This window comes from Roseateles puraquae (assembly GCF_002205845.1).
Lineage (GTDB): Bacteria > Pseudomonadota > Gammaproteobacteria > Burkholderiales > Burkholderiaceae_C > Pelomonas > Pelomonas puraquae.
On the sequence record NZ_NISI01000001.1, the window covers coordinates 349489 to 368395 of the forward strand.

Below are 18907 nucleotides of genomic sequence, written 5' to 3' on the forward strand. Positions count from 1 at the left end.
CGGCATGAAGACCCTCGTCTTCAGCCATGCCAACAGCTTCCCTGCGGGCTGCTACCGGCAGCTGTTCGACGCCTGGCGCGCGGCAGGCTGGCGGGTCGAGGCGCTGGACCGCTTCGGGCATGACCCCGAATTCCCGGTGACCCCGGACTGGCGGCGCCTGCGCGACCAGTTGCTGCACTTCATCACGCACGAGGTGAAGCCCGACGGCCCCGTGGCCCTGGTGGGCCACTCGCTGGGCGGCATGCTCAGCCTGATGGCCGCCTGCCGTCGGCCCGATCTTGTCAGCGGCCTGGTGATGCTGGACTCGCCCGTCATCGCGGGGCTGCGCGCCGCCGGCGTGGCCGTGGCGAAACACACGGGTCTCATGAACCGCTACCCGCCGTCACGTATCGCCCGCGAGCGGCGCCACCTCTGGCCCGACCGGGCGGCGGTGCGCGCGCATTTCATGGCCAAGAAGGCCTTCGCCCGCTGGGACCCACGCGTGCTGGACGACTACGTCGCGGCCGGCTTCGAGGATGCGGGCGGTGAGGTTCGCCTGCGCTTTCACCGCGAGGTGGAGGCCCAGATCTACCGCACCCTGCCCCACCACCTGCCGCAGCTGCTGCGCCGCCGGCCGCCGCGCTGCCCCGTCGGCTTCATCGGGGGCACCGAATCCGTGGAACTGCGCCAGGCGGGCGCATCCGCCTCCATGAAGCTGGCCGGCGAGCGCTGGCGCTGGATGGCGGGCAGTCACCTGTTTCCCTTCGAGAAGCCGGACGCCACCGCGGCCTTGGTGCTTGAGCTGCTTGAGGCGGTTTGAGCGTCTCGTACAATCGCAATTTCCCACCACAGCAGGCTGTTCTGGCCTGCTGCAAGACATGACCAAATACGTCTTCGTCACCGGCGGTGTGGTGTCCTCCTTGGGCAAGGGCATCGCGTCGGCCTCCCTGGCTGCCATCCTCGAATCGCGCGGCCTCAAAGTCACCCTCATCAAGCTGGACCCGTACATCAACGTCGACCCCGGCACGATGTCGCCCTTCCAGCACGGCGAAGTCTTCGTCACCGATGACGGCGCCGAGACTGACCTGGACCTGGGCCACTACGAGCGCTTCATCACGACGCGCATGAAGAAGGCCAACAACTTCACCACCGGCCAGATCTACAAGACGGTGCTGGAGAAGGAACGCCGCGGCGACTACCTCGGCAAGACGGTGCAGGTCATTCCGCACATCACCAACGAGATCCAGGAATACATCAAGCGCGGCGCCGAAGGCGTGGACGTCGCCATCGTGGAAATCGGCGGCACGGTGGGCGACATCGAGTCCCTGCCCTTCCTGGAGGCCGTACGCCAGATGAGCCTGCGCGCCGGCCCCACGAACACGGCTTTCGTGCACCTCACCTACGTGCCCTGGATCGCCGCTGCCGGCGAGCTCAAGACCAAGCCGACCCAGCACACCGTGCAGAAGCTGCGCGAGATCGGCATCCAGCCCGACGCGCTGCTGTGCCGGGCCGACCGCCGCATCCCGGACGACGAGCGCGAGAAGATCTCCCTGTTCACGAACGTGCCCGAGTACGGCGTGATCTCGATGTGGGACGTCAACACCATCTACAAGGTGCCGCGCGTGCTGCATGAGCAGGGCCTGGACCAGCTCATCTGCACCAAGCTCCAGCTCAACACCAAGAGCACCGACCTCAAGCGCTGGGACAACCTCGTCTACGAGGTCGAGAACCCCAAGGAGCAGGTCACCATCGCGATGTGCGGCAAGTACACCGACTTGTCGGACTCCTACAAGTCGCTGAACGAAGCGCTGCGCCACGCCGGCATCCACAACCATGCCGGCGTCAAGATCGAGTACGTCGACAGCGAGACGCTGACGCCCGAGACGGTGTCCAGCCTGTCGCAGTACGACGCCATCCTCGTGCCCGGCGGCTTCGGCAAGCGCGGCGTGGAGGGCAAGATCCTCGCCGCCCAGTACGCCCGCGAACACAAGCTGCCCTACCTCGGCATCTGCCTGGGCATGCAGGTGGCCACCATCGAGTACGCCCGCCACATGGCTGGTCTCGAGGGGGCCAATTCCACCGAATTCGACCCCGCCACGCCCCACCCCGTCATCGCCCTGATCGACGAATGGCAAGACGCCGACGGCAGCATCCAGAAGCGCGACGCCAACTCCGACCTCGGCGGCACGATGCGCCTGGGCGCGCAAAGCTCCGATGTCAAGCCCGGCACGCTGGCGCATGACATCTACGGCCCGGTGGTCAACGAGCGCCACCGCCACCGCTACGAGGCCAACGAGCACTACCTCGACCGCCTGCAGAAGGCCGGCCTCGTCATCTCGGCCATCACCCAGCGCGAGAAGCTGACCGAGATGGTGGAGCTGCCGCGCGAAGTGCACCCCTGGTTCGTCGGCGTGCAGTTCCACCCCGAGTTCAAGTCGACGCCCTGGGGCGGCCACCCGCTGTTCACGGCCTTCATCAAGGCCGCGCTCGACCACAAGCACGAGGCTAAGTGATGGAACTCTGCGGCTACAAGGTCGGTCTCGACCGCCCCTTCTTCCTGATCGCCGGCACCTGCTCCATCGAGAGCCTGCAGATGTCGCTGGACGTCGCCGGCCTGCTCAAGGAGGCCTGCGGCGCTCTCGGCATCCCGCTGATCTACAAGGGCTCCTTCGACAAGGCCAACCGTTCCTCCGGCACCTCCAAGCGTGGCGTCGGCATGGACGCCGGCCTGAAGATCCTGGACGAAGTGCGCCGCCAGACCGGCCTGCCGGTGCTGACCGACGTGCACGACACCACGCAGGTGGCCGAAGTCGCCGCCGTGGTCGACGTGCTGCAGACGCCCGCCTTCCTGTGCCGCCAGACCGATTTCATCCGCGCCGTCGCCCAGAGCGGCAAGCCGGTGAACATCAAGAAGGGCCAGTTCCTCGCCCCGTGGGACATGAAGAACGTCATCGACAAGGCCCGTGCGGCCGCGGCGGAAGTCGGCCTGTCGGAAGACCGGTTCCTGGCCTGCGAGCGCGGCGTGAGCTTCGGCTACAACAACCTGGTGGCCGACATGACCAGCCTGGCCGAGATGCGCAACTCGGGCGCGCCGGTGGTGTTCGACGTGACCCACTCGGTGCAGAAGCCCGGCGGCCAGGGCACCACCAGTGGCGGTGCCCGCGAGATGGTGCCGGTGCTGGCCCGTGCCGGCGTAGGCGTGGGCGTGGCGGGCCTCTTCATGGAGACCCACCCCAACCCGGCCGAGGCCTTCAGCGACGGCCCGAACGCCGTGCCGCTCAAGCACATGAAGACGCTGCTGGAGCAGCTGGTGGCGCTGGACCGTGTGGTCAAGCAGCAGCCGCTGCTGGAGAACGACTTTTCCTGCTGAAGTCCTCAATCGACCCCCATGCCCAGCGCCTACATCCTCGCCAACGTCACCGTCACCAATCCGACCCAGTACGAGGACTACCGCAAGTTCTCGAGCATCGCCATGCAGGTGCACGGCGCCGAAGTCTGCGTGCGGGGCGGCGCCGTGACCGTGCTGGAGGGCGACTGGACGCCGGAGCGCGTGGTGCTGCTGAAGTTCCCGTCGCGCGAAGCCGCACAGGCCTTCTACGATTCCGCCGAGTACACCCGCGCTCGCCAGGCCCGCGAAGGCGCGGCGGTGATGCGCATGGTGCTGATCGAAGGCGTCTGAACCCCACGAATGTTGTGACGCGGTAACGCCCTCTTGGCACACTCACGGCCGACCGAATTTTTCACTTCCCTGGAGACATTGAATGAGCGCCATCGTTGACATCGTCGGCCGAGAGATTCTCGACAGCCGCGGCAACCCCACCGTCGAATGCGACGTGCTGCTGGAGTCCGGCGTGATGGGCCGTGCGGCCGTGCCGTCGGGCGCGTCCACCGGCTCGCGTGAAGCCATCGAGCTGCGCGACGGCGACAAGGCCCGCTACCTGGGCAAGGGCGTGCTGAAGGCCGTCGAGCACATCAACACCGAGATCAGCGAGGCCGTGCTCGGCCTGGACGCCTCGGAACAGGCCTTCCTCGACAAGACCCTGATCGACCTGGACGGCACCGAGAACAAGAGCCGCCTGGGCGCGAATGCGATGCTGGCCGTCTCGATGGCCGTGGCCCGTGCCGCGGCTGAAGAGTCGGGCCTGCCGCTGTACCGCTACTTCGGCGGCATGAACGGCTGCCAGCTGCCCGTGCCGATGATGAACGTCATCAACGGCGGCGCCCACGCCAACAACAGCCTCGATCTGCAAGAGCTGATGATCATCCCCGTGGGCGCGCCGAGCTTCCGCGAGGCCCTGCGCTGGGGCGCCGAGGTCTTCCACGCGCTCAAGAAGATCCTGCACGACAAGGGCATCTCCACCGCCGTGGGTGACGAGGGCGGTTTCGCGCCCAGCGTCGAAAGCCATGAGGCCGCCATCCAGCTGATCCTGCAGGCCATCGACAAGGCCGGCTACACCGCCGGCGAGCAGATCGCCATCGGCCTGGACTGCGCCGCCAGCGAGTTCTACAAGGACGGCAAGTACGTGCTCGAAGGCGAAGGCGGCATCCAGCTGACCGCGGCCGAGTGGACCGACATGCTGGCCACCTGGGTCGACAAGTACCCCATCATCTCCATCGAAGACGGCATGGCCGAAGGCGACTGGGACGGCTGGAAGCTGCTGACTGACCGCCTGGGCAAGAACGTGCAGATCGTCGGCGATGACCTCTTCGTCACCAACACCAAGATCCTGCAGCAGGGCATCGAGCGCGGCATCGCCAACTCCATCCTGATCAAGATCAACCAGATCGGCACGCTGACCGAGACCTTCGCCGCCATCGAGATGGCCAAGCGCGCCGGCTACACCGCCGTCGTCTCGCACCGCTCCGGCGAAACCGAGGACAGCACCATCTCCGACATCGCCGTCGGCCTGAACGCCGGCCAGATCAAGACCGGCTCGCTGTCGCGCTCCGACCGCATGGCCAAGTACAACCAGCTGCTGCGCATCGAGGAAGACCTGGGCGACATCGCCGTCTACCCCGGCCGCGCCGCGTTCTACAACCTGCGCTGAGCCTTGAAGGTTCTGGCCCTCGTCCTGGCGCTCTTCCTGATCGCCATCCAAGCCCAGCTCTGGGTGGGCCGGGGCAGCATTCCCTATGTGGCCCACCTCCGGGAGGAGGTGGCTGCCGCCCACGCCGAGAACGACAAGGCGCGGGCGCGCAATGCCCAACTGCAGGCCGAACTGCGTGATCTGCGCGAAGGCCTGGAGATGGTTGAGGAAAAGGCCCGCTTCGAGCTGGGCATGATCAAGACCGACGAGGTATTCGTGCCGGTCGTGGCCGCGTCAGGCGCCCGCCGCTGATGTGGGCCTCCGCCTGGGCGGCGCTGCTCGCGCCGGCCTTCAGCGCCTTCGGCAGCCCGATTTCCTGGCTGGAGCTGGTGGCCTTCGTGCTGGCCGTCTGGATGGTGATCTGCAACATGCGGGTGCACCTGCTGGCCTGGCCGCTGGCCTTCATCAGCTCGCTGATGTATTTCGCCCTCTTCTGGGACGGCAAGCTCTATGGCGAGGCTGCGCTGCAGCTGGTGTTCGCCGCGCTGGCCGTCTGGGGCTGGTGGCAGTGGCGCTTCGGGCGCACCCGCCAGGGCGACGCACTGCGGGTCCGGCGCCTGGGCCTGCGAGGCCTGCTGCGCCCGGTGCTGCTCACGCTGGCGGCCTGGCCACTGCTCGGCCTGTTCCTGTCTCGCGCGACCGACAGCCCCCTGCCCTATTGGGACGCGTTTCCTACCGTGGCCAGCCTGCTCGGCCAGTGGCTGCTGGCGCGCAAATACGAGGAAAACTGGCCCACGTGGATCGTCGTCAACGCGGTCAGCGTCGTGCTGTTCGGCTTCAAGGGCTATTGGCTGACGGTCGTCCTGTACGCAGGGTTCATCCCGATGAGCATCGTCGGCTGGCGTGCCTGGCGCCGCGCCGGGAGCATCGCTTGAGCCGCATCGTGGCGTTGCTGGGCGCCGAATGCACCGGCAAGTCCACGCTGGCCGAAGCCCTCGCCGCACGCTTCTCGGCCGGCCTCGTGACCGAGTACCTGCGCGAGTGGTGCGACACCCACGGCCGCACGCCGCAGCAGCACGAGCAGGCCCACATCGCGGCGGAGCAGGCGCGCCGCATCGACGCCGCGGCGCAGGCACACCGCCTCGTGTTCTGCGACACCACGCCGCTGATCACGGCCCTGTGCAGCCAGCACTATTTCCACGACGACTCGCTGCTGGCTGGCGCCGTTGACTTCCAACGCGGCTGCGACCTGACCCTGCTCTGCGCCCCCGACCTGCCCTGGCAGCCTGACGGCATCCAGCGCGACGGGCCCGCGGTACGCGCCGCCTTCGACGCCAGGCTGCGGCAAGCGCTGGCCGCGCACGACCTGCCCTGGGTGGACATCGCCGGCCAGGACGACATGCGCCTGCAGCAGGCCATCTCAGTGCTTCAGCGGCCCAGCAGCAAGTAGTCGAACAGCTGCGTCCCACCGGCGCCGCCCAGCGGCACCAGCATGGCCTTGAGCAAGGGTTGGTCGAAGAAGGAGGCGAACGCGCCTTCGGTCTCGTTCTCGACCTGCACGATGAGTCGCTTGAACGGTTCCACCAGATCCGCCCGCGGCTTGCCGCTGCCCGCCAACCAGCGCAAGTCAGCCTGCATGGAGGCCAACGCCCGGCGGCGCGTGTTCTCGGCCGCCTGTTTCAGCAGCAGCGTGAGCCCGATCAGCACCGCCACGTAAAAGCTCACGCCGACCGCAATGGCCGGCGTCAATGCCCAGTTGTCGAACAGCCGGCTGCGCGCCACCACCAGCAAGGCCAACACGACAAAAGGCCAGATCACCAGCCGGGCCACCGGCGCGCTGCGCCGCGCCACCACGCGTACGTCGATCCAATCATCCAGCAGGGTGTGCACCGTGAAGTCGTCGCCCCCCTCGGCCGCCGTGCGACCCCGGTCCTGGGGCCGCGCGGCAAAGCGCTCGGCCCACAAAGCAGCATGCTCAGGGCCCAGCGCACGGGCGACGTTCTGGAGGGTGGCTTCCGGGTAGTAGCTGCGCCCGGCATTGAGGTGCTTCACGAAGCGGTAGAGCAGCGTGATGGAGTCGGCCACCGTCACGATCAGCAGCGGCAACAGGAACAGCAGCGCGTACAACCCAGCCGCCACCAGATGCCGATGCGACGGCCCACGCACCGGCACGGCGGGCACCTGCAGGCCGTTGACGCTGATGAAGATCAGCAGCACCACTGCCACGGTGAGCCCGTACCAGAAGGCGCAGCGCAACACCCGAGGCAACGGCCCGCCACGTTCGCCGTACTCGGCCCACAGGACCTTGAAGTCGCAGCTGAAGCCGACGCCGGGGCGCCAGAACAGCACGCTGCCCCGGTCCCACCAGTCGCGAAGCAACTGGCCGACCTGGGTGTGGACGATCGGCGCATCCAGCTGCAGCCAGCGCGAATCCTGCCGCAAGCGGCGCTGGGCATCTGCCCAGGCCCAATCGAGGGTCCACAGGATGAGGAAGAGCCCCAGCAAGTGGATGAGATGCGAGGGCCAGGCGCTGACGCCTTCCAGCCACACCATCGGCTCGCAGCTTTCACAAGGCCGGCGTCCAGCCGCCTGCGGGCCGGGCCAGATGAACTCCACCAGGCTGACCAGCAGAAAGGCCAGCAACGCGGCATGCAGCACGACGAGCAGCAGCGCGGTAGGCGCCAGCGGCGCGCGATCACCCCGGCCTCGCCCCGGCCGCAACGCCCCGACCGCCTGGCGCAGGGCCGGCGTGCCCGGCCATACGAACAACCCGCCGAGCACCACGCCCGCCATCGCCAGCGCGACCGACACGCGACCCGCCAGGCCGCCCTGCGGAGCCGCGTTCAGCGCGTAGCCTGCCAGCGGCACTGCGGCCGAGCGACCGATCTCGTAGACCGATGGCTGGCTCAGCGGCACGCGCAGTGCCTCACGTTCTGCGTCACGACAGGCCTCGTTGCGGCAGCCCGCGCGGCGCGCAGCGGCATAGGTGCTGGTCTGGTAGTTGTCGCGCAGCGGTGGCGTGCCGGCCTGCAGGTCGAACTGACCGGGCGGCACGGGGTAGAAGGCCAGCGGCAGGCTGCTGGCCACCACCAGATTGCGCGTGAAGGCCTGGGTGCGCGGGTGCAGGTAGCGCGCATCCATGTCCGTCGTGAAGAACATCCGGTCAGAGAAGTCCTCATGCAGGGCCTGCAGCACCAGCAGTTTGTCGTGCACGTCGTTGGCGAGAATGCCGATGGCCCCGATGGGCGCAAGGCGCGAGTCAGCCTCGCTTTGCTTCAGCTGGGCACCGAGCCGGCGCAGATAGTCGAGCTGGTCACGGCTCTCCGGCCATTCCAGCGTCGGCTGGCTCTTGGGCGACGCGGGCGCCGCCACGGCCGCGCCGTCCTTGGTGGTGGCGCCGTCGATGCCGCGGAAGAAGTAAATCACCTGCAGTTGCCTGGCGCGCTCCGGCGGCAGCGCTTCGGTGATCCTGCTGACCAGGGCCTGGGCGTAGATGGAGTCCCGCTCGGCCACCAGCACGATGCGCCCGGCGGTGCGGGACAGGCGCAATTGCAGCTCGGTCATCAGGCGCTCGATGAGATCGGTGTCGTCCCCCACCGTGCGCTCCATGCGCACCGGATGCTGGACCGGATCGTCGCCCGTGAGGCGGCTGAACTGGTGGCTCAGGAAGCGGTCCAGGCTCTGGCGCCCCAGGTCGCCCAGCAGTTGGTCTTTCGCGTCCAACTCGGCCAGGATGGAGATGGGTGCGGTGGACGCCGAGTTGTAGAACTTCGCGCGCGACAGCAGCCGGTAGCCGTCCAGCACGTCCGGCGGCAGGCCTGCGCCGACGCGGGTGTCTCGGGTTGCGCACAGCGTGGCGTCTTCCAGGGCCCGCTTGCTGCGGCGGATGCCTTCCACATTGTTCAACTCGGCGGCGCAGCGCAGATCCCGCAGCGCCGTGCGCAGCGCGTCAGTGGACGAGGGCCCGATGACTGCCAGCTGCGGCAGGCTCGGGCTGTCCAGCTTGCGCCGGCCCGCCGCATCCAGGGCGGTGAGGCCCATCAGCCGGTCGACCAGGCGCGCCAGCGCATCGAGCTTGCGCAATGGGAGCGAGCTCTCGTCGATCCACAGCACCGCAACCCGGCTGTACCGCGCCGGGTTTGGCTCCGGCCGGGCACCGCTGGCTGACATGCCACGCTGCTCTCTCAGCGACAGCAGCTCGTACGGCACCACATAACTACCCCGTGCCGCGCCAGGGTTCTGGGTCACGGCGGTGGACGATACGAGGCCGGGCGTCAGCAGGTCGAACTCCAGCAGGCTCAGCCGCTCGGCGTTGTCGGGCATGTAGCCCTGGGCCAGCAGGCCGGCCAGGGTGGCATAGCGAATGCGGCGCCGGGCCTCTTCGGCGCCCACGAAATCAGCGCCCGGCATCAGGCCAAGCAGGATCAGGGTGTCGTCGAGCGCCTTGTCATGGTCGTCATCCAGGCGCGCGGCGAACTGCAACGGATTGCGCGCGGCAGCCACGCGACTCTCACAGTCGACATCCAGCCTGGCGGACGCCTGCTTGCGAAGCCGATCACAGCGCTCGGAGCGCTCGACCTCGTAGCGGCGCAACGCGGCGAAGGGGTCTTCCCACAGCCGGGCGTTGACCTCCAGATCCGGGTCCAGCGGCGCCTGGGCCCGCGCCTTCTCGGCGGGCCTCAGCGCATCGAAGGCATGCGGCACGAGCTGGGTGCTGGCCACGAAGGCCAGCAGCACCGCGGCACTCGCCCACGGAAAGCTGCCGAGCCCACCTTTCGAATCCGCCATGCCGAGCCCCCACCTGTGGGCCAGGAAGGCCCCGCGGCAAAGGTCTCAGGCGGCGGGCTCAGCGTCAATCACCAAGCTCGAAAACATCCTCACAACGCATGAGGCAGGCGCTCATTGCAGGGTCGAGGCGGCGCCACCCTCAGGCTGCTGACCAGCCGGCGTGAAGAGCGCGCCCACGTCGACCGCGTCGAAACGGTAATGCCGGCCACAGAAGTCGCAGCCGATCTCCACATCGCCCCGCTCGGCCAGCACGCTGTCGACCTCCTCGCGCCCCAGGCCCAGCAGCATCTGCCCCACACGCTCGCGTGAGCAGGTGCAGGCAAAGCGCGGCGACTGCGGCTCGAAGCGCGTGACCTGCTCCTCCCAGAACAGGCGGCGCAGCACGGTGTCGGCGTCCAGCGTGAGCAGCTCGTCGGCCGTCAGGGTGCCAGCCAGGATGCTGATGCGATTGAAGGCGTCGGACAGGCCGATGTCATCCTCGTTCTTGCGCCCCTCCAGATTGCCCTCGCCTTCGACAGGCAGCCGCTGGATCAGCAGGCCGGCCGCGATCTCGCCATTGGCGGCCAGCACCAGCTTGGTGTCGAGCTGCTCGGACTGCAGCATGTAGTGCTCCAGCACTTCGCTGACCTTCTGCAGCGGTTCGCGCTGGTCGCCATGCAGGGGCACCACGCCTTGGTAGGGCTGCTGGCCCGGCAACTTGTCCTTGGGGTCGAGCGTGATCGCGCAGCGACCCTGGCCGTGGACGTTGACCATGGCTTCCAGCGTGGCGCCCGGTGCGACCTCACCAACGCACTTGGCGGTCGTGCGGAAGGCGAGGTCCGGCTGCACCTCCGCCACGGCCACCTTGACCGGGCCGTCACCGAAGATCTGCAGCACCACCGCGCCGTTGAACTTGATATTGGCCTGCATCAGCACGGCCGCGGCGCTCATCTGGCCGAGCAGATCACGCAGCTCCGGTGGGTATTCCTGGCCGGGCTCGCGCCGCGCCAGCACCTCCTGCCAGGCGTCGGTCAGCCGCACCAGCATGCCGCGCACGGGCAGGCCATCGAACAGGAACTTGTGCAATTCGCTCATCGGATTCTTTTCAGGCCAGCGCCATAGCGGCGGCCGTTGTTGATGTAGTGGGCAGCGCTGGCCTTCAGGCCGGCCTTCTGCGCATCGGTCAGCTCGCGCACGACCTTGGCGGGGGCGCCGACGATCAACGAACCGTCCGGGAACTCCTTGCCCTCGGTCACCAGCGCGCCGGCGCCGACGATGCAGTTGCGGCCGATACGGGCGCCATTCAAGACCACCGCCCCGATCCCGATGAGGCTTTCGTCACCAACGGTGCAGCCATGCAGCATGACCTGGTGGCCCACCGTCACGTTCTCGCCAATCACCAGCGGGAAACCCGTGTCGGCATGCAGGACCGAGCCGTCCTGGATGTTGCTCCCTGCACCGATGGTGAGGGTGTCGCTGTCGCCGCGCAGCACGGCGTTGAACCAGACGCTCACGTCCGCCCCGAGCGTGACGCGGCCGATGACTTCGGCGCTGTCAGCCACGAAGGCCGAGTCGGCCACATCGGGGATGTGCTCGTCGAGCTGGTAGATCGCCATCGCGGGCCTCCCTGAAAAACCCCGGATTCTAAAATTGCGCCGATGTCCGACCTTCGCCTGGCCACGATCGGCCCCCTGCTCACCGCCGATGCGCCCGCCAAGGCCGCCGCCGCGCTCGCGCTGCCTGTCGATCTACCGGTCGACACCGGGGCCATCATCCCCGCGCCTGCCGGCATCCCGGGCCGACCGGCCCGCCCCCAACTGGTGCCCCACATCCGGCTGAAGCCGCCGTCCATGCGCACCCCTGCCGGCATCGCGGCGCTGGTGCACAGCATTGCCCACATCGAGCTCAACGCCATCGACCTGGCGCTCGACATCTGCTGGCGCTTTCCCGGCATGCCCGAGGCCTTCTACCGCGACTGGCTGCGCATCGCCCAGGAGGAGGCCACGCACTTCACGCTGCTGCGCAACCACCTGCTGACGCTGGGCTTCGACTACGGCGACTTCGACGCGCACAACGCGCTGTGGGACATGGCCGAACGCACCCAGTACGACCTGCTCGCCCGCATCGCGCTGGTGCCGCGCACGCTGGAAGCCCGAGGCCTGGACGCCTCGCCTGCCGTGCGCGCCAAGCTCGTCGGCGCTGGCGACCACGCAGCGGGCGCCATCCTCGACGTCATCCTGCGCGACGAGATCGGCCACGTGGCCGCGGGCAACCGCTGGTACCGCTTCCTGTGCGAGCAGCGCGGGCTGGACCCGATCACCACCTACGCCGAGCTGGCCGAGCGCCACCAGGCCCCGCGGCTGCGCGCGCCGTTCAACCTCGAAGCACGCCGGGCGGCGGGATTCGACGAGGCCGAGCTGCAGGCGCTGCTCGGCCCCGCACAGGACACCGGGCTCAGCGCCCGCCCACGCTGAAGCTGCTGCCGCGGTAGTTACCCTGGAACAAAGAGATGGGGCGCCCGGCCCACCGCGCCACCTCGCGCTGCAGGGCCGCGAAGCCCGCACTGTCCTGCTGGTAGGCGTAGTGACGGCCGATCTTCAACACGCGGGCCTCACCCGCACCTTGGACGGTGGAGTCGTAGTAGCCGCCCACCAGGACCGCACCGAGACGGGCCCCGGGTTCAAGCCTCAATTGCCACTGCACGGGCTCGTAGGACGTCAACACCAGCACCAGAGGTTGAGCAGAACGTCGCACCGTCACCGTCACACGGCCAGTGCTGCGCGACTGCCCGGGTTGCGCCACGCGTTCGGCGGGCTCGTAGATGCCAATGCCTTCCACCTGCGCATCGCGGACATAAGGCAGCAGCGGTGAACCCTGCTGCAGCGCCGGGCTCGCAGCCACGCGCTGCTGCTCCAGCTGCACCTTGTTCAAGCGCGCCTGATTGACCTCTTCCAGTTGCGCATTGATGACGTCCGAGACGGCCTGAGGCGCAGCGGTCTCCAGCTTGTCGAGCAACCAGACGGTTGGCGAGCTGACGCGCGCCAACCGGCCGATGCCCCCGAGATAGGTCAGCGGGCGCTGGGCATCGGCGCCTTCGAGGCGTGCCAGCGTGCCGGCGGTCGTGTCGTACAGGTATTTGGTCTGCGCGCCAGGGTTGGCGGCTTCCATCGGCGCACGCAACTCGAGCACGAATTGATCCGGCCGGCTCGTGGGCACCGCAGTATCCACCTGCAATGGCTGGAAGTTGGTCTCCTGCACTTCCAGAGACGTCAGATCCAGGCGCAGGAACGACCCTGACCGGTCCAGCAGCCAAAAGCGGCCGTCGGACGACAAGCGACCCGCGCCGATGCCGATCGACATCAGGGACGACTGCACGCCGGGCTTCTCCGCCACCACCGTGACTGAGAACTTGCCTGCGGCCTCCTTCCCCTCCAGCTGGTAGAGCCCGGGAAAGGTCAGCAGGTTGAATCGTCCACTGTTGCCCGGAACCGGCAGCAGCACATCGTTGCCATGCGACCCGAAGCTGTTGACCACCACAGGCGCCTCCTCGGCGGTGTTCAGGCTCAGCAGGTAGGACGGCTTGTTGCTGGCGCTGCGGACGCCGACGAACCAGGAGGCCAGCCAGTGCACCGAACGCGCATCGGCGAGCTCCAGCAAGGTTTCGCCCCCTTCCACGGCACGAATGCGCGACACCCCACCCGACAGCGTCTGCACGAACAGGCGCCCGTTGGGAGACAGGCTCAGCGTGCCACCTGATCCACGCTCCTTGAACAGACTGCGGCCACTGTCCAGCGCGACCAGTTCAAAGCCATCCCCCGAGCTGACCACGCCCACGGGTGCCTGGCTGCTGGCCCCGGCCAGCTGCCCTGACAAGGTCAGCGATGGTGACACCTCGCCCACCGGCAGCGCCGCCTGGCTCAACAGCAGGCGCACGCGCTGGGCGCCGATCCAGCGGGTCAACTTGCGATCGAACTCGGCGAAGCAGGCCTTGTTGCCCACGGCTGCGCGCACTTCATCGCTGGAGTGCCGCCACGTGGGCGTGAAGTCGGGGCTGCACGAGAGCGCACGCGCACGCAACCGGCCCTGCCAGGCGTTGTCCAACTGCGCCCGATCGCCGCCGGTCGTACCGAGTTGATCGGCAAGGCGCTCGTGCGCCTGGCGAACATCGATGCCCATCGGCACCGCTGCATTGATGCGGTCTTCCGCGTTGACGAATCGTTCGCGCAGGTCACAGCCTGCCAGCATCAGGGTGGCGGCCACACTGGCCATCAGGGTCACAAGTCGGTGCATGAAATCAATCCTTGTAGGTCAGCTGGGCGATGCCGCTGGCCATGGCGTAAGTCCAGATGTGCGTCACCTTGGCTCGGCTGATCTTGACGATGGCCGCCACACCGTCTCTGACGGTGAGGTGCAGGGTGGCATCCAGCGAGCCGGCCATCGTTCGCGCATGGGGTGGGAGCACGCCGGCGAGTGGCACCATCCGCTGCTCCTGGCCTTGCGCGTCGTAGCTGACAAGCTCCAGTTGGTCTGTGATGCCAAAGAAGCTGCCGTTCGCCGCGTCGGACGCCAGTGCAACCAGGTTGCGATTGCGCAGCGGCACGGCCCCCAACCAGGCATGGCGGCGCGTGTCATAGCGGTAGAAGTACCCGTCGCCGCGGCCGGATGCGAAGGCCAGCACGCCGGCGCGTGTGTCCCAGGCGATGGTCGAGGCCCAGGACATCCGGGGCAGCCTGGCCGGGAGCGTCAGCTCCTGCTGAGGTCCGCCCAGGCCGCGCGGCATCCAGACCAAATGGCTGCCGTTGCCTCCGAAGGTGTAGGCCTCGCGCCCGGTCGCATCGAGAGCGACAGGCCCGCCTTCCTCGACGTTCATCGCCCCATCGCGCACCTGGCCTGCCTGTGGATTGCCGCCTTTGGGGCCTGCGTTCGTCCAGGGCAGCCTGCGCCCGTCGGTGCTGAGCAGGTCAAAGCTCAAACGCAGCAGCGGTGCCTGGACGCGCTCGGGCGCGGTGGCGGTTCGCGATTCCAGCGCTGGCGCCGGGGCCGCGGGAGGCGCGACCTCGCCGTCCAAGGTCATCACATCCCAGCCAGGATTCGGCGTCAACCGAGCCGGCGGGGCGGGACGGGCGGGCCCGGCTGGCTTGGGCGCCGGCTGGGCATCCACCTTCAACGGGGCCCCAGCGCTCGCCTCCGGGCAGGGCTGGGCCTGGTAGGTCGTCTTGCCCGAGGCATCGGTGCATTTGTAGACCGCCGCAACGGCCAACGGGCTGGTCACGGCCAGCGTCAGCGCAGCCACAACTGCGCAGCAATTCGTACTCATGTCACTCCCTGGCGCGCCTGCGGCAGGGCCGCGGCAGCTTTCCACCCATTTTGCGGGATGGGCCCAGTACGAAACGGCTGCAATTCACAAACCGAATCACTTTCCGCTTGCCGACAGTCGCGCGCCCCCCGACCTGAGGGGCGCCTATGCGGCGTGGGCCAAACGTCCCGCGCATCCATCGTGCCGGGGCCGCCCGGGCCCACATGGCATGCTCGCGGCTTTGACATCAGGCGGCCTTGGAGCGCAACGTGCAGCGTAACGGGCCGCCCCAGCTTCCCTCCCATGAGCCGCATCCAGGCCAACCTCCTCCTCACCTTTGTGGCCCTGATCTGGGGCTCTGCCTTCGTCGCACAAAACCGCGCGATGGCCGATGTCGGGCCGCTGCTGTTCACCGGGGTGCGGTTTCTCGTGGGCTCGCTGGTGGTGCTGCCCTTGGCCGTCATCGAGTGGCGGCGACTCGGGCGCGAAGGCCGGCCGTTGTCGTGGGGCGATGGCGGTCACATCGCGGGTCTGGGCGCCCTCATGATGCTGGGCGCCGTCATGCAGCAGATCGGCATCCAGTTCACCAGCGTCACCAACGCCGGTTTCCTGACCGCGGTCTATGTGCCGCTGGTGCCGGTGCTGGCCTGGCTGCTGCTGCGCCAGGTGGCACATTGGTCGGTGTGGCCCGCGGCGGCGGGCTGTCTGGTCGGGGCCTTCCTGCTGTCAGGCGCGCATGAACTGAGCATTAGCGTGGGTGACCTGTGGGTGCTCGGCTCAGCAGTACCTTGGGCCGTGCATGTGCTGATGGTGGGCCGCTGGGCCGACCGCATGGGCGCGCCCTTCCTGGTGGCCAGCGGCCAGTTCGCGGTCTGCGGGCTGCTGTCGCTCGGCGCGGCCACCGTGATGGAACCGGTGCGCTGGGACGGCCTGATCGCGGCGGCTGGCCCCATCGCCTACACCGGCGTGCTGTCGGTGGGCGTGGCCTTCACCGCGCAGGTGGTGGCACAGCGCTACGCCCATGCGGCTGACGCCGCCATCATCCTGTCGTCGGAGACCTTGTTCGCCGCCGCCTTTGGCTATGCGCTGCTAGGCGAACGCCTGGACGCCAACGGCCTGCTGGGCTGCGGCCTCATGCTCGCCTGCATCCTGCTTGTCCAGCTCACCCCGCTGGTGGGAACCCTGAGGCGTCGTCGAATTCTGACAACCCCGTCAAATTAGCTTTTAGACTTTGCCATCCCTTTCGCGGAGCCCTGCATGAGCGCTGACGTTTCCAAGCTGGATGCCTACTGGATGCCCTTCACCGCCAACCGGCAGTTCAAGCAGGCGCCGCGCCTGCTGACCCAGGCCGACGGCATGTTCTTCCGCGATGACAAGGGCCGCGAAGTGCTCGACGGCATCGCTGGCCTGTGGTGCGTGAACGCCGGCCACAACCGCCCGAAGATCGTGCAGGCCATCCAGCAGCAGGCCGCCGAACTGGACTTCGCGCCGCCCTTCCAGATGGCACACCCCAAGGCCTTCGAGCTGGCCGAGCGTCTGGCGCAGATCACGCCCGCGGGGCTGAACCGCATCTTCTTCACCAACTCCGGCTCGGAATCGGTCGAGACCGCGCTGAAGATGGCCATCGCCTACCACCGCGTGCGCGGCGAGGGCGCCCGCACCCGCTTGATCGGCCGCGAGCGCGGCTACCACGGCGTCAATTTCGGTGGCATCTCGGTGGGTGGCATGGTGGCCAACCGCAAGATGTTCGGCAGCCTGCTCTCCGGCGTTGACCACATCCGCCACACGCACGACCCGGCGCGCAATGCGTTCTCGGTTGGCGTCCCGCAGCATGGCGCCGAGTTCGCCGACGACCTCGAACGCCTCGTGCAGCTGCACGACGCCTCGACGATCGCCGCCGTCATCGTCGAGCCGGTGGCTGGCTCCACCGGCGTGCTGATCCCGCCGCAGGGCTATCTGCAGCGGCTGCGCGACATCTGCGACAAGCACGGCATCCTGCTGATCTTCGACGAGGTCATCACTGGCTTCGGTCGCACCGGCAACCCGTTCGGCGCCCAGACCTTTGGCGTGACGCCCGACCTGATGACGGTCGCCAAGGGCATCACCAACGGCTGCGTGCCCATGGGCGCGGTCTTTGCGCAGCAGAAGATCCACGATGCCTTCATGACCGGGCCCGAGCACCTCATCGAGTTCTTCCACGGCTACACCTACTCGGCCCACCCGCTGGCATGCGCCGCCGGCCTGGCTACGCTCGACACCTACGCTGACGGCGACCTGCTGACCCGCGCCGCCCGCATGCAGGACGAGTTCGCGAAGGCCCTGCACTCTCTGCGTGATGAACCCAACGTCATCGACGTGCGAAACATCGGCCTGGTCGGCGGCATCGAACTCAAGCCGCTCGATGGCCAGCCGGCCAAGCGCGCCTTCAACATCTTCCTGGACTGCTGGGACAAGGGCCTGCTGATCCGCACCACGGGCGACACCATTGCGCTGTCGCCGCCGCTGATCATCGAAAGCAGCCACATCGAACGCATCATCGACACGCTGCGTGGCGCGCTGCGACGTGCGGCCTGAAGCCTCCGCCTGACGCCGTGCACTAGACTGCGCGCCGCTGTGCGGCCGCGTGCCGCCCCGAGGATTTGATGAAGTTGATCGCCCGCTGCGCCGCCCTGGCCTCTCTCTCCGCTGCCCTGTCCCTGGTTTCGCTGCCGGCGCTGGCCCAGACCCTGAACTACCTCGGGCAGCAGATCGTGCCCACCAGCGCCGTCTTTCGGGGCGTGCCGGTCGGCGGGCTGTCCAGCATCGACTACGTGCCGGCCACCGGCCGCTACCTGGCCATCAGCGACGACCGCAGTGACCGCGGCCCGGCCCGCTTCTACGAACTCGCACTCGACCTGAGCAAGTTCCGCCGCAGCGCCACACCGGGCGACGCCGGGGTCAGCTGGGTCAACATGACCACCATCCTCGACCTGGACGGCCAGCCCTTCGGCCGCAACATGGTCGATCCCGAGAGCCTGCGGCTCGACGCGCGGCGCAACCTCATCTACTGGAGCAACGAGGGGCAGCGCAGTTCCGCCGGTTTCCAGAACCCGACCGTGCGTCGCATGACGCCGGACGGCAAGCCCGCCGGCGAATTCCCGGTGCCGGTGTACTACCACCCCAGCGGCAGTGCAGGCGGCTTGGCCGCGGGCGACGTGGGTGTCTACAACAACCTCGCCTTCGAGAGCATCGCGCTCACGCCCGACGGCAAGACGCTCTGGACGATGACGGAGAACGGCCTGGCGCAGGACAGCCTGCCGACCGCGGTTGGCCGTGGCAGCCGGGCGCGCATGCTGTCTTTCGACCTGGACAGCGGCAAGGCCGGCGCGGAGTACGTCTATGAAGTCGGCCCGGTGCCTTTCCCGCCGGCCAAGGCGGGTGATTTCGCGACCAACGGCGTGCCCGACATGCTCGCCCTGTCGGACCACGAGTTCATCGTCATCGAGCGCGCCTATGCCGTGGGCGCCCAGACGCCCGGCATCGCAGCGCTGACCAAACTGCCCACCAGCAACACGATCAAGCTCTTCCTGGTGGATACGCGCGGTGCGACCGACGTCGCCGGCTGGACCAGCATCAAGGGCCGCGAGGTCACGCCCGTCAAGCGCACGCTGCTGATGGACCTGTCCTCGCTGAAGAACGATGACGGCAGCATCCTCGCACTGGACAACATCGAAGGCCTGACCTTCGGCCCGGTGGTCAATGGCAAGCGCACCTTGATCCTGGTGTCGGACAACAACTTCAACCCGGCGCAGTTCACCCAGTTCGTCGCCCTGACGATCGAATAACCGGCCTGATGAGG

Annotated in this window: 17 protein-coding genes; 12 read left to right on the forward strand and 5 right to left on the reverse strand. The window is 68.0% G+C overall.

Annotated features, from left to right (window positions below):
* Positions 1–4 precede the first annotated feature (4 nt).
* From CDO81_RS01605 to CDO81_RS01640, 8 genes are all read left to right on the forward strand, one after another.
* Positions 5–799, forward strand: a complete 795-nt coding sequence (locus tag CDO81_RS01605; RefSeq protein ID WP_088481408.1) for an alpha/beta fold hydrolase — start codon at positions 5–7, stop codon at positions 797–799.
* A 58-nt stretch (positions 800–857) separates the two neighbouring features.
* Positions 858–2492, forward strand: coding sequence for a CTP synthase (locus CDO81_RS01610; RefSeq protein WP_088481409.1), 1635 nt, complete (start codon positions 858–860; stop codon positions 2490–2492).
* On the forward strand, positions 2492–3349 hold the full coding sequence (kdsA, locus tag CDO81_RS01615; protein ID WP_088481410.1) for a 3-deoxy-8-phosphooctulonate synthase: 858 nt from the start codon (positions 2492–2494) through the stop codon (positions 3347–3349). The genes CDO81_RS01610 and kdsA overlap by 1 nt, the downstream gene beginning before the upstream one ends.
* Before the next feature lie 18 nt (positions 3350–3367).
* Positions 3368–3658, forward strand: coding sequence for a DUF1330 domain-containing protein (locus CDO81_RS01620; RefSeq protein ID WP_088481411.1), 291 nt, complete (start codon positions 3368–3370; stop codon positions 3656–3658).
* Between the two features lie 82 nt (positions 3659–3740).
* Complete coding sequence (gene eno, locus CDO81_RS01625) at positions 3741–5027, forward strand: phosphopyruvate hydratase (RefSeq protein WP_088481412.1); 1287 nt, start codon at positions 3741–3743, stop codon at positions 5025–5027.
* Between the two features lie 3 nt (positions 5028–5030).
* Complete coding sequence (locus tag CDO81_RS01630; RefSeq protein WP_088481413.1) at positions 5031–5318, forward strand: septum formation initiator family protein; 288 nt, start codon at positions 5031–5033, stop codon at positions 5316–5318.
* Positions 5318–5941: a nicotinamide riboside transporter PnuC gene (gene pnuC / locus CDO81_RS01635; protein WP_088481414.1), complete on the forward strand. Its 624-nt coding sequence runs from the start codon at positions 5318–5320 to the stop codon at positions 5939–5941. Before CDO81_RS01630 ends, pnuC begins: the two co-directional genes overlap by 1 nt.
* Positions 5938–6456, forward strand: a complete 519-nt coding sequence (locus CDO81_RS01640; RefSeq protein ID WP_158218132.1) for an AAA family ATPase — start codon at positions 5938–5940, stop codon at positions 6454–6456. Before pnuC ends, CDO81_RS01640 begins: the two co-directional genes overlap by 4 nt.
* On the opposite strand, the gene CDO81_RS01645 is transcribed toward CDO81_RS01640, so the two are convergent.
* The 3 genes from CDO81_RS01645 to CDO81_RS01655 all read right to left on the reverse strand — a co-directional run bounded on the left by CDO81_RS01645 (position 6435) and on the right by CDO81_RS01655 (position 11389).
* Positions 6435–9794 (reverse strand): hypothetical protein, encoded by a 3360-nt coding sequence (locus CDO81_RS01645; protein WP_088481415.1) that lies wholly within the window; start codon positions 9792–9794, stop codon positions 6435–6437. The two genes, CDO81_RS01640 and CDO81_RS01645, sit on opposite strands and share 22 nt — an antisense overlap.
* Positions 9795–9905: 111 nt before the next feature.
* On the reverse strand, positions 9906–10868 hold the full coding sequence (hslO, locus tag CDO81_RS01650; protein WP_088481416.1) for an Hsp33 family molecular chaperone HslO: 963 nt from the start codon (positions 10866–10868) through the stop codon (positions 9906–9908).
* A complete protein-coding gene (locus CDO81_RS01655; RefSeq protein WP_088481417.1) occupies positions 10865–11389 on the reverse strand; it encodes a gamma carbonic anhydrase family protein in 525 nt (174 codons plus the stop codon). Before CDO81_RS01655 ends, hslO begins: the two co-directional genes overlap by 4 nt.
* A gap of 42 nt (positions 11390–11431) precedes the next feature.
* Here CDO81_RS01655 and CDO81_RS01660 point away from each other — a divergent pair, with 42 nt between their 5' ends.
* Positions 11432–12247, forward strand: a complete 816-nt coding sequence (locus tag CDO81_RS01660; RefSeq protein WP_088481418.1) for a ferritin-like domain-containing protein — start codon at positions 11432–11434, stop codon at positions 12245–12247.
* Here CDO81_RS01660 and CDO81_RS01665 read toward each other — a convergent pair.
* Both CDO81_RS01665 and CDO81_RS01670 read right to left on the reverse strand, forming a co-directional pair.
* Positions 12228–14063 (reverse strand): hypothetical protein, encoded by a 1836-nt coding sequence (locus tag CDO81_RS01665; protein WP_088481419.1) that lies wholly within the window; start codon positions 14061–14063, stop codon positions 12228–12230. The genes CDO81_RS01660 and CDO81_RS01665 overlap by 20 nt on opposite strands.
* A 4-nt stretch (positions 14064–14067) precedes the next feature.
* On the reverse strand, positions 14068–15090 hold the full coding sequence (locus tag CDO81_RS01670) for a DUF4124 domain-containing protein (protein WP_088481420.1): 1023 nt from the start codon (positions 15088–15090) through the stop codon (positions 14068–14070).
* 282 nt (positions 15091–15372) lie between these two features.
* On the opposite strand from CDO81_RS01670, the gene CDO81_RS01675 reads away from it, so the two are divergent.
* From CDO81_RS01675 to CDO81_RS01685, 3 genes are all read left to right on the forward strand, one after another.
* Positions 15373–16290, forward strand: a complete 918-nt coding sequence (locus CDO81_RS01675; protein ID WP_088481421.1) for a DMT family transporter — start codon at positions 15373–15375, stop codon at positions 16288–16290.
* A gap of 36 nt (positions 16291–16326) precedes the next feature.
* Positions 16327–17643: an omega-aminotransferase AptA gene (aptA, locus tag CDO81_RS01680; RefSeq protein ID WP_088481422.1), complete on the forward strand. Its 1317-nt coding sequence runs from the start codon at positions 16327–16329 to the stop codon at positions 17641–17643.
* 68 nt (positions 17644–17711) lie between these two features.
* Positions 17712–18893 (forward strand): esterase-like activity of phytase family protein, encoded by a 1182-nt coding sequence (locus CDO81_RS01685; protein WP_088481423.1) that lies wholly within the window; start codon positions 17712–17714, stop codon positions 18891–18893.
* The last annotated feature ends 14 nt before the right edge of the window (positions 18894–18907 follow it).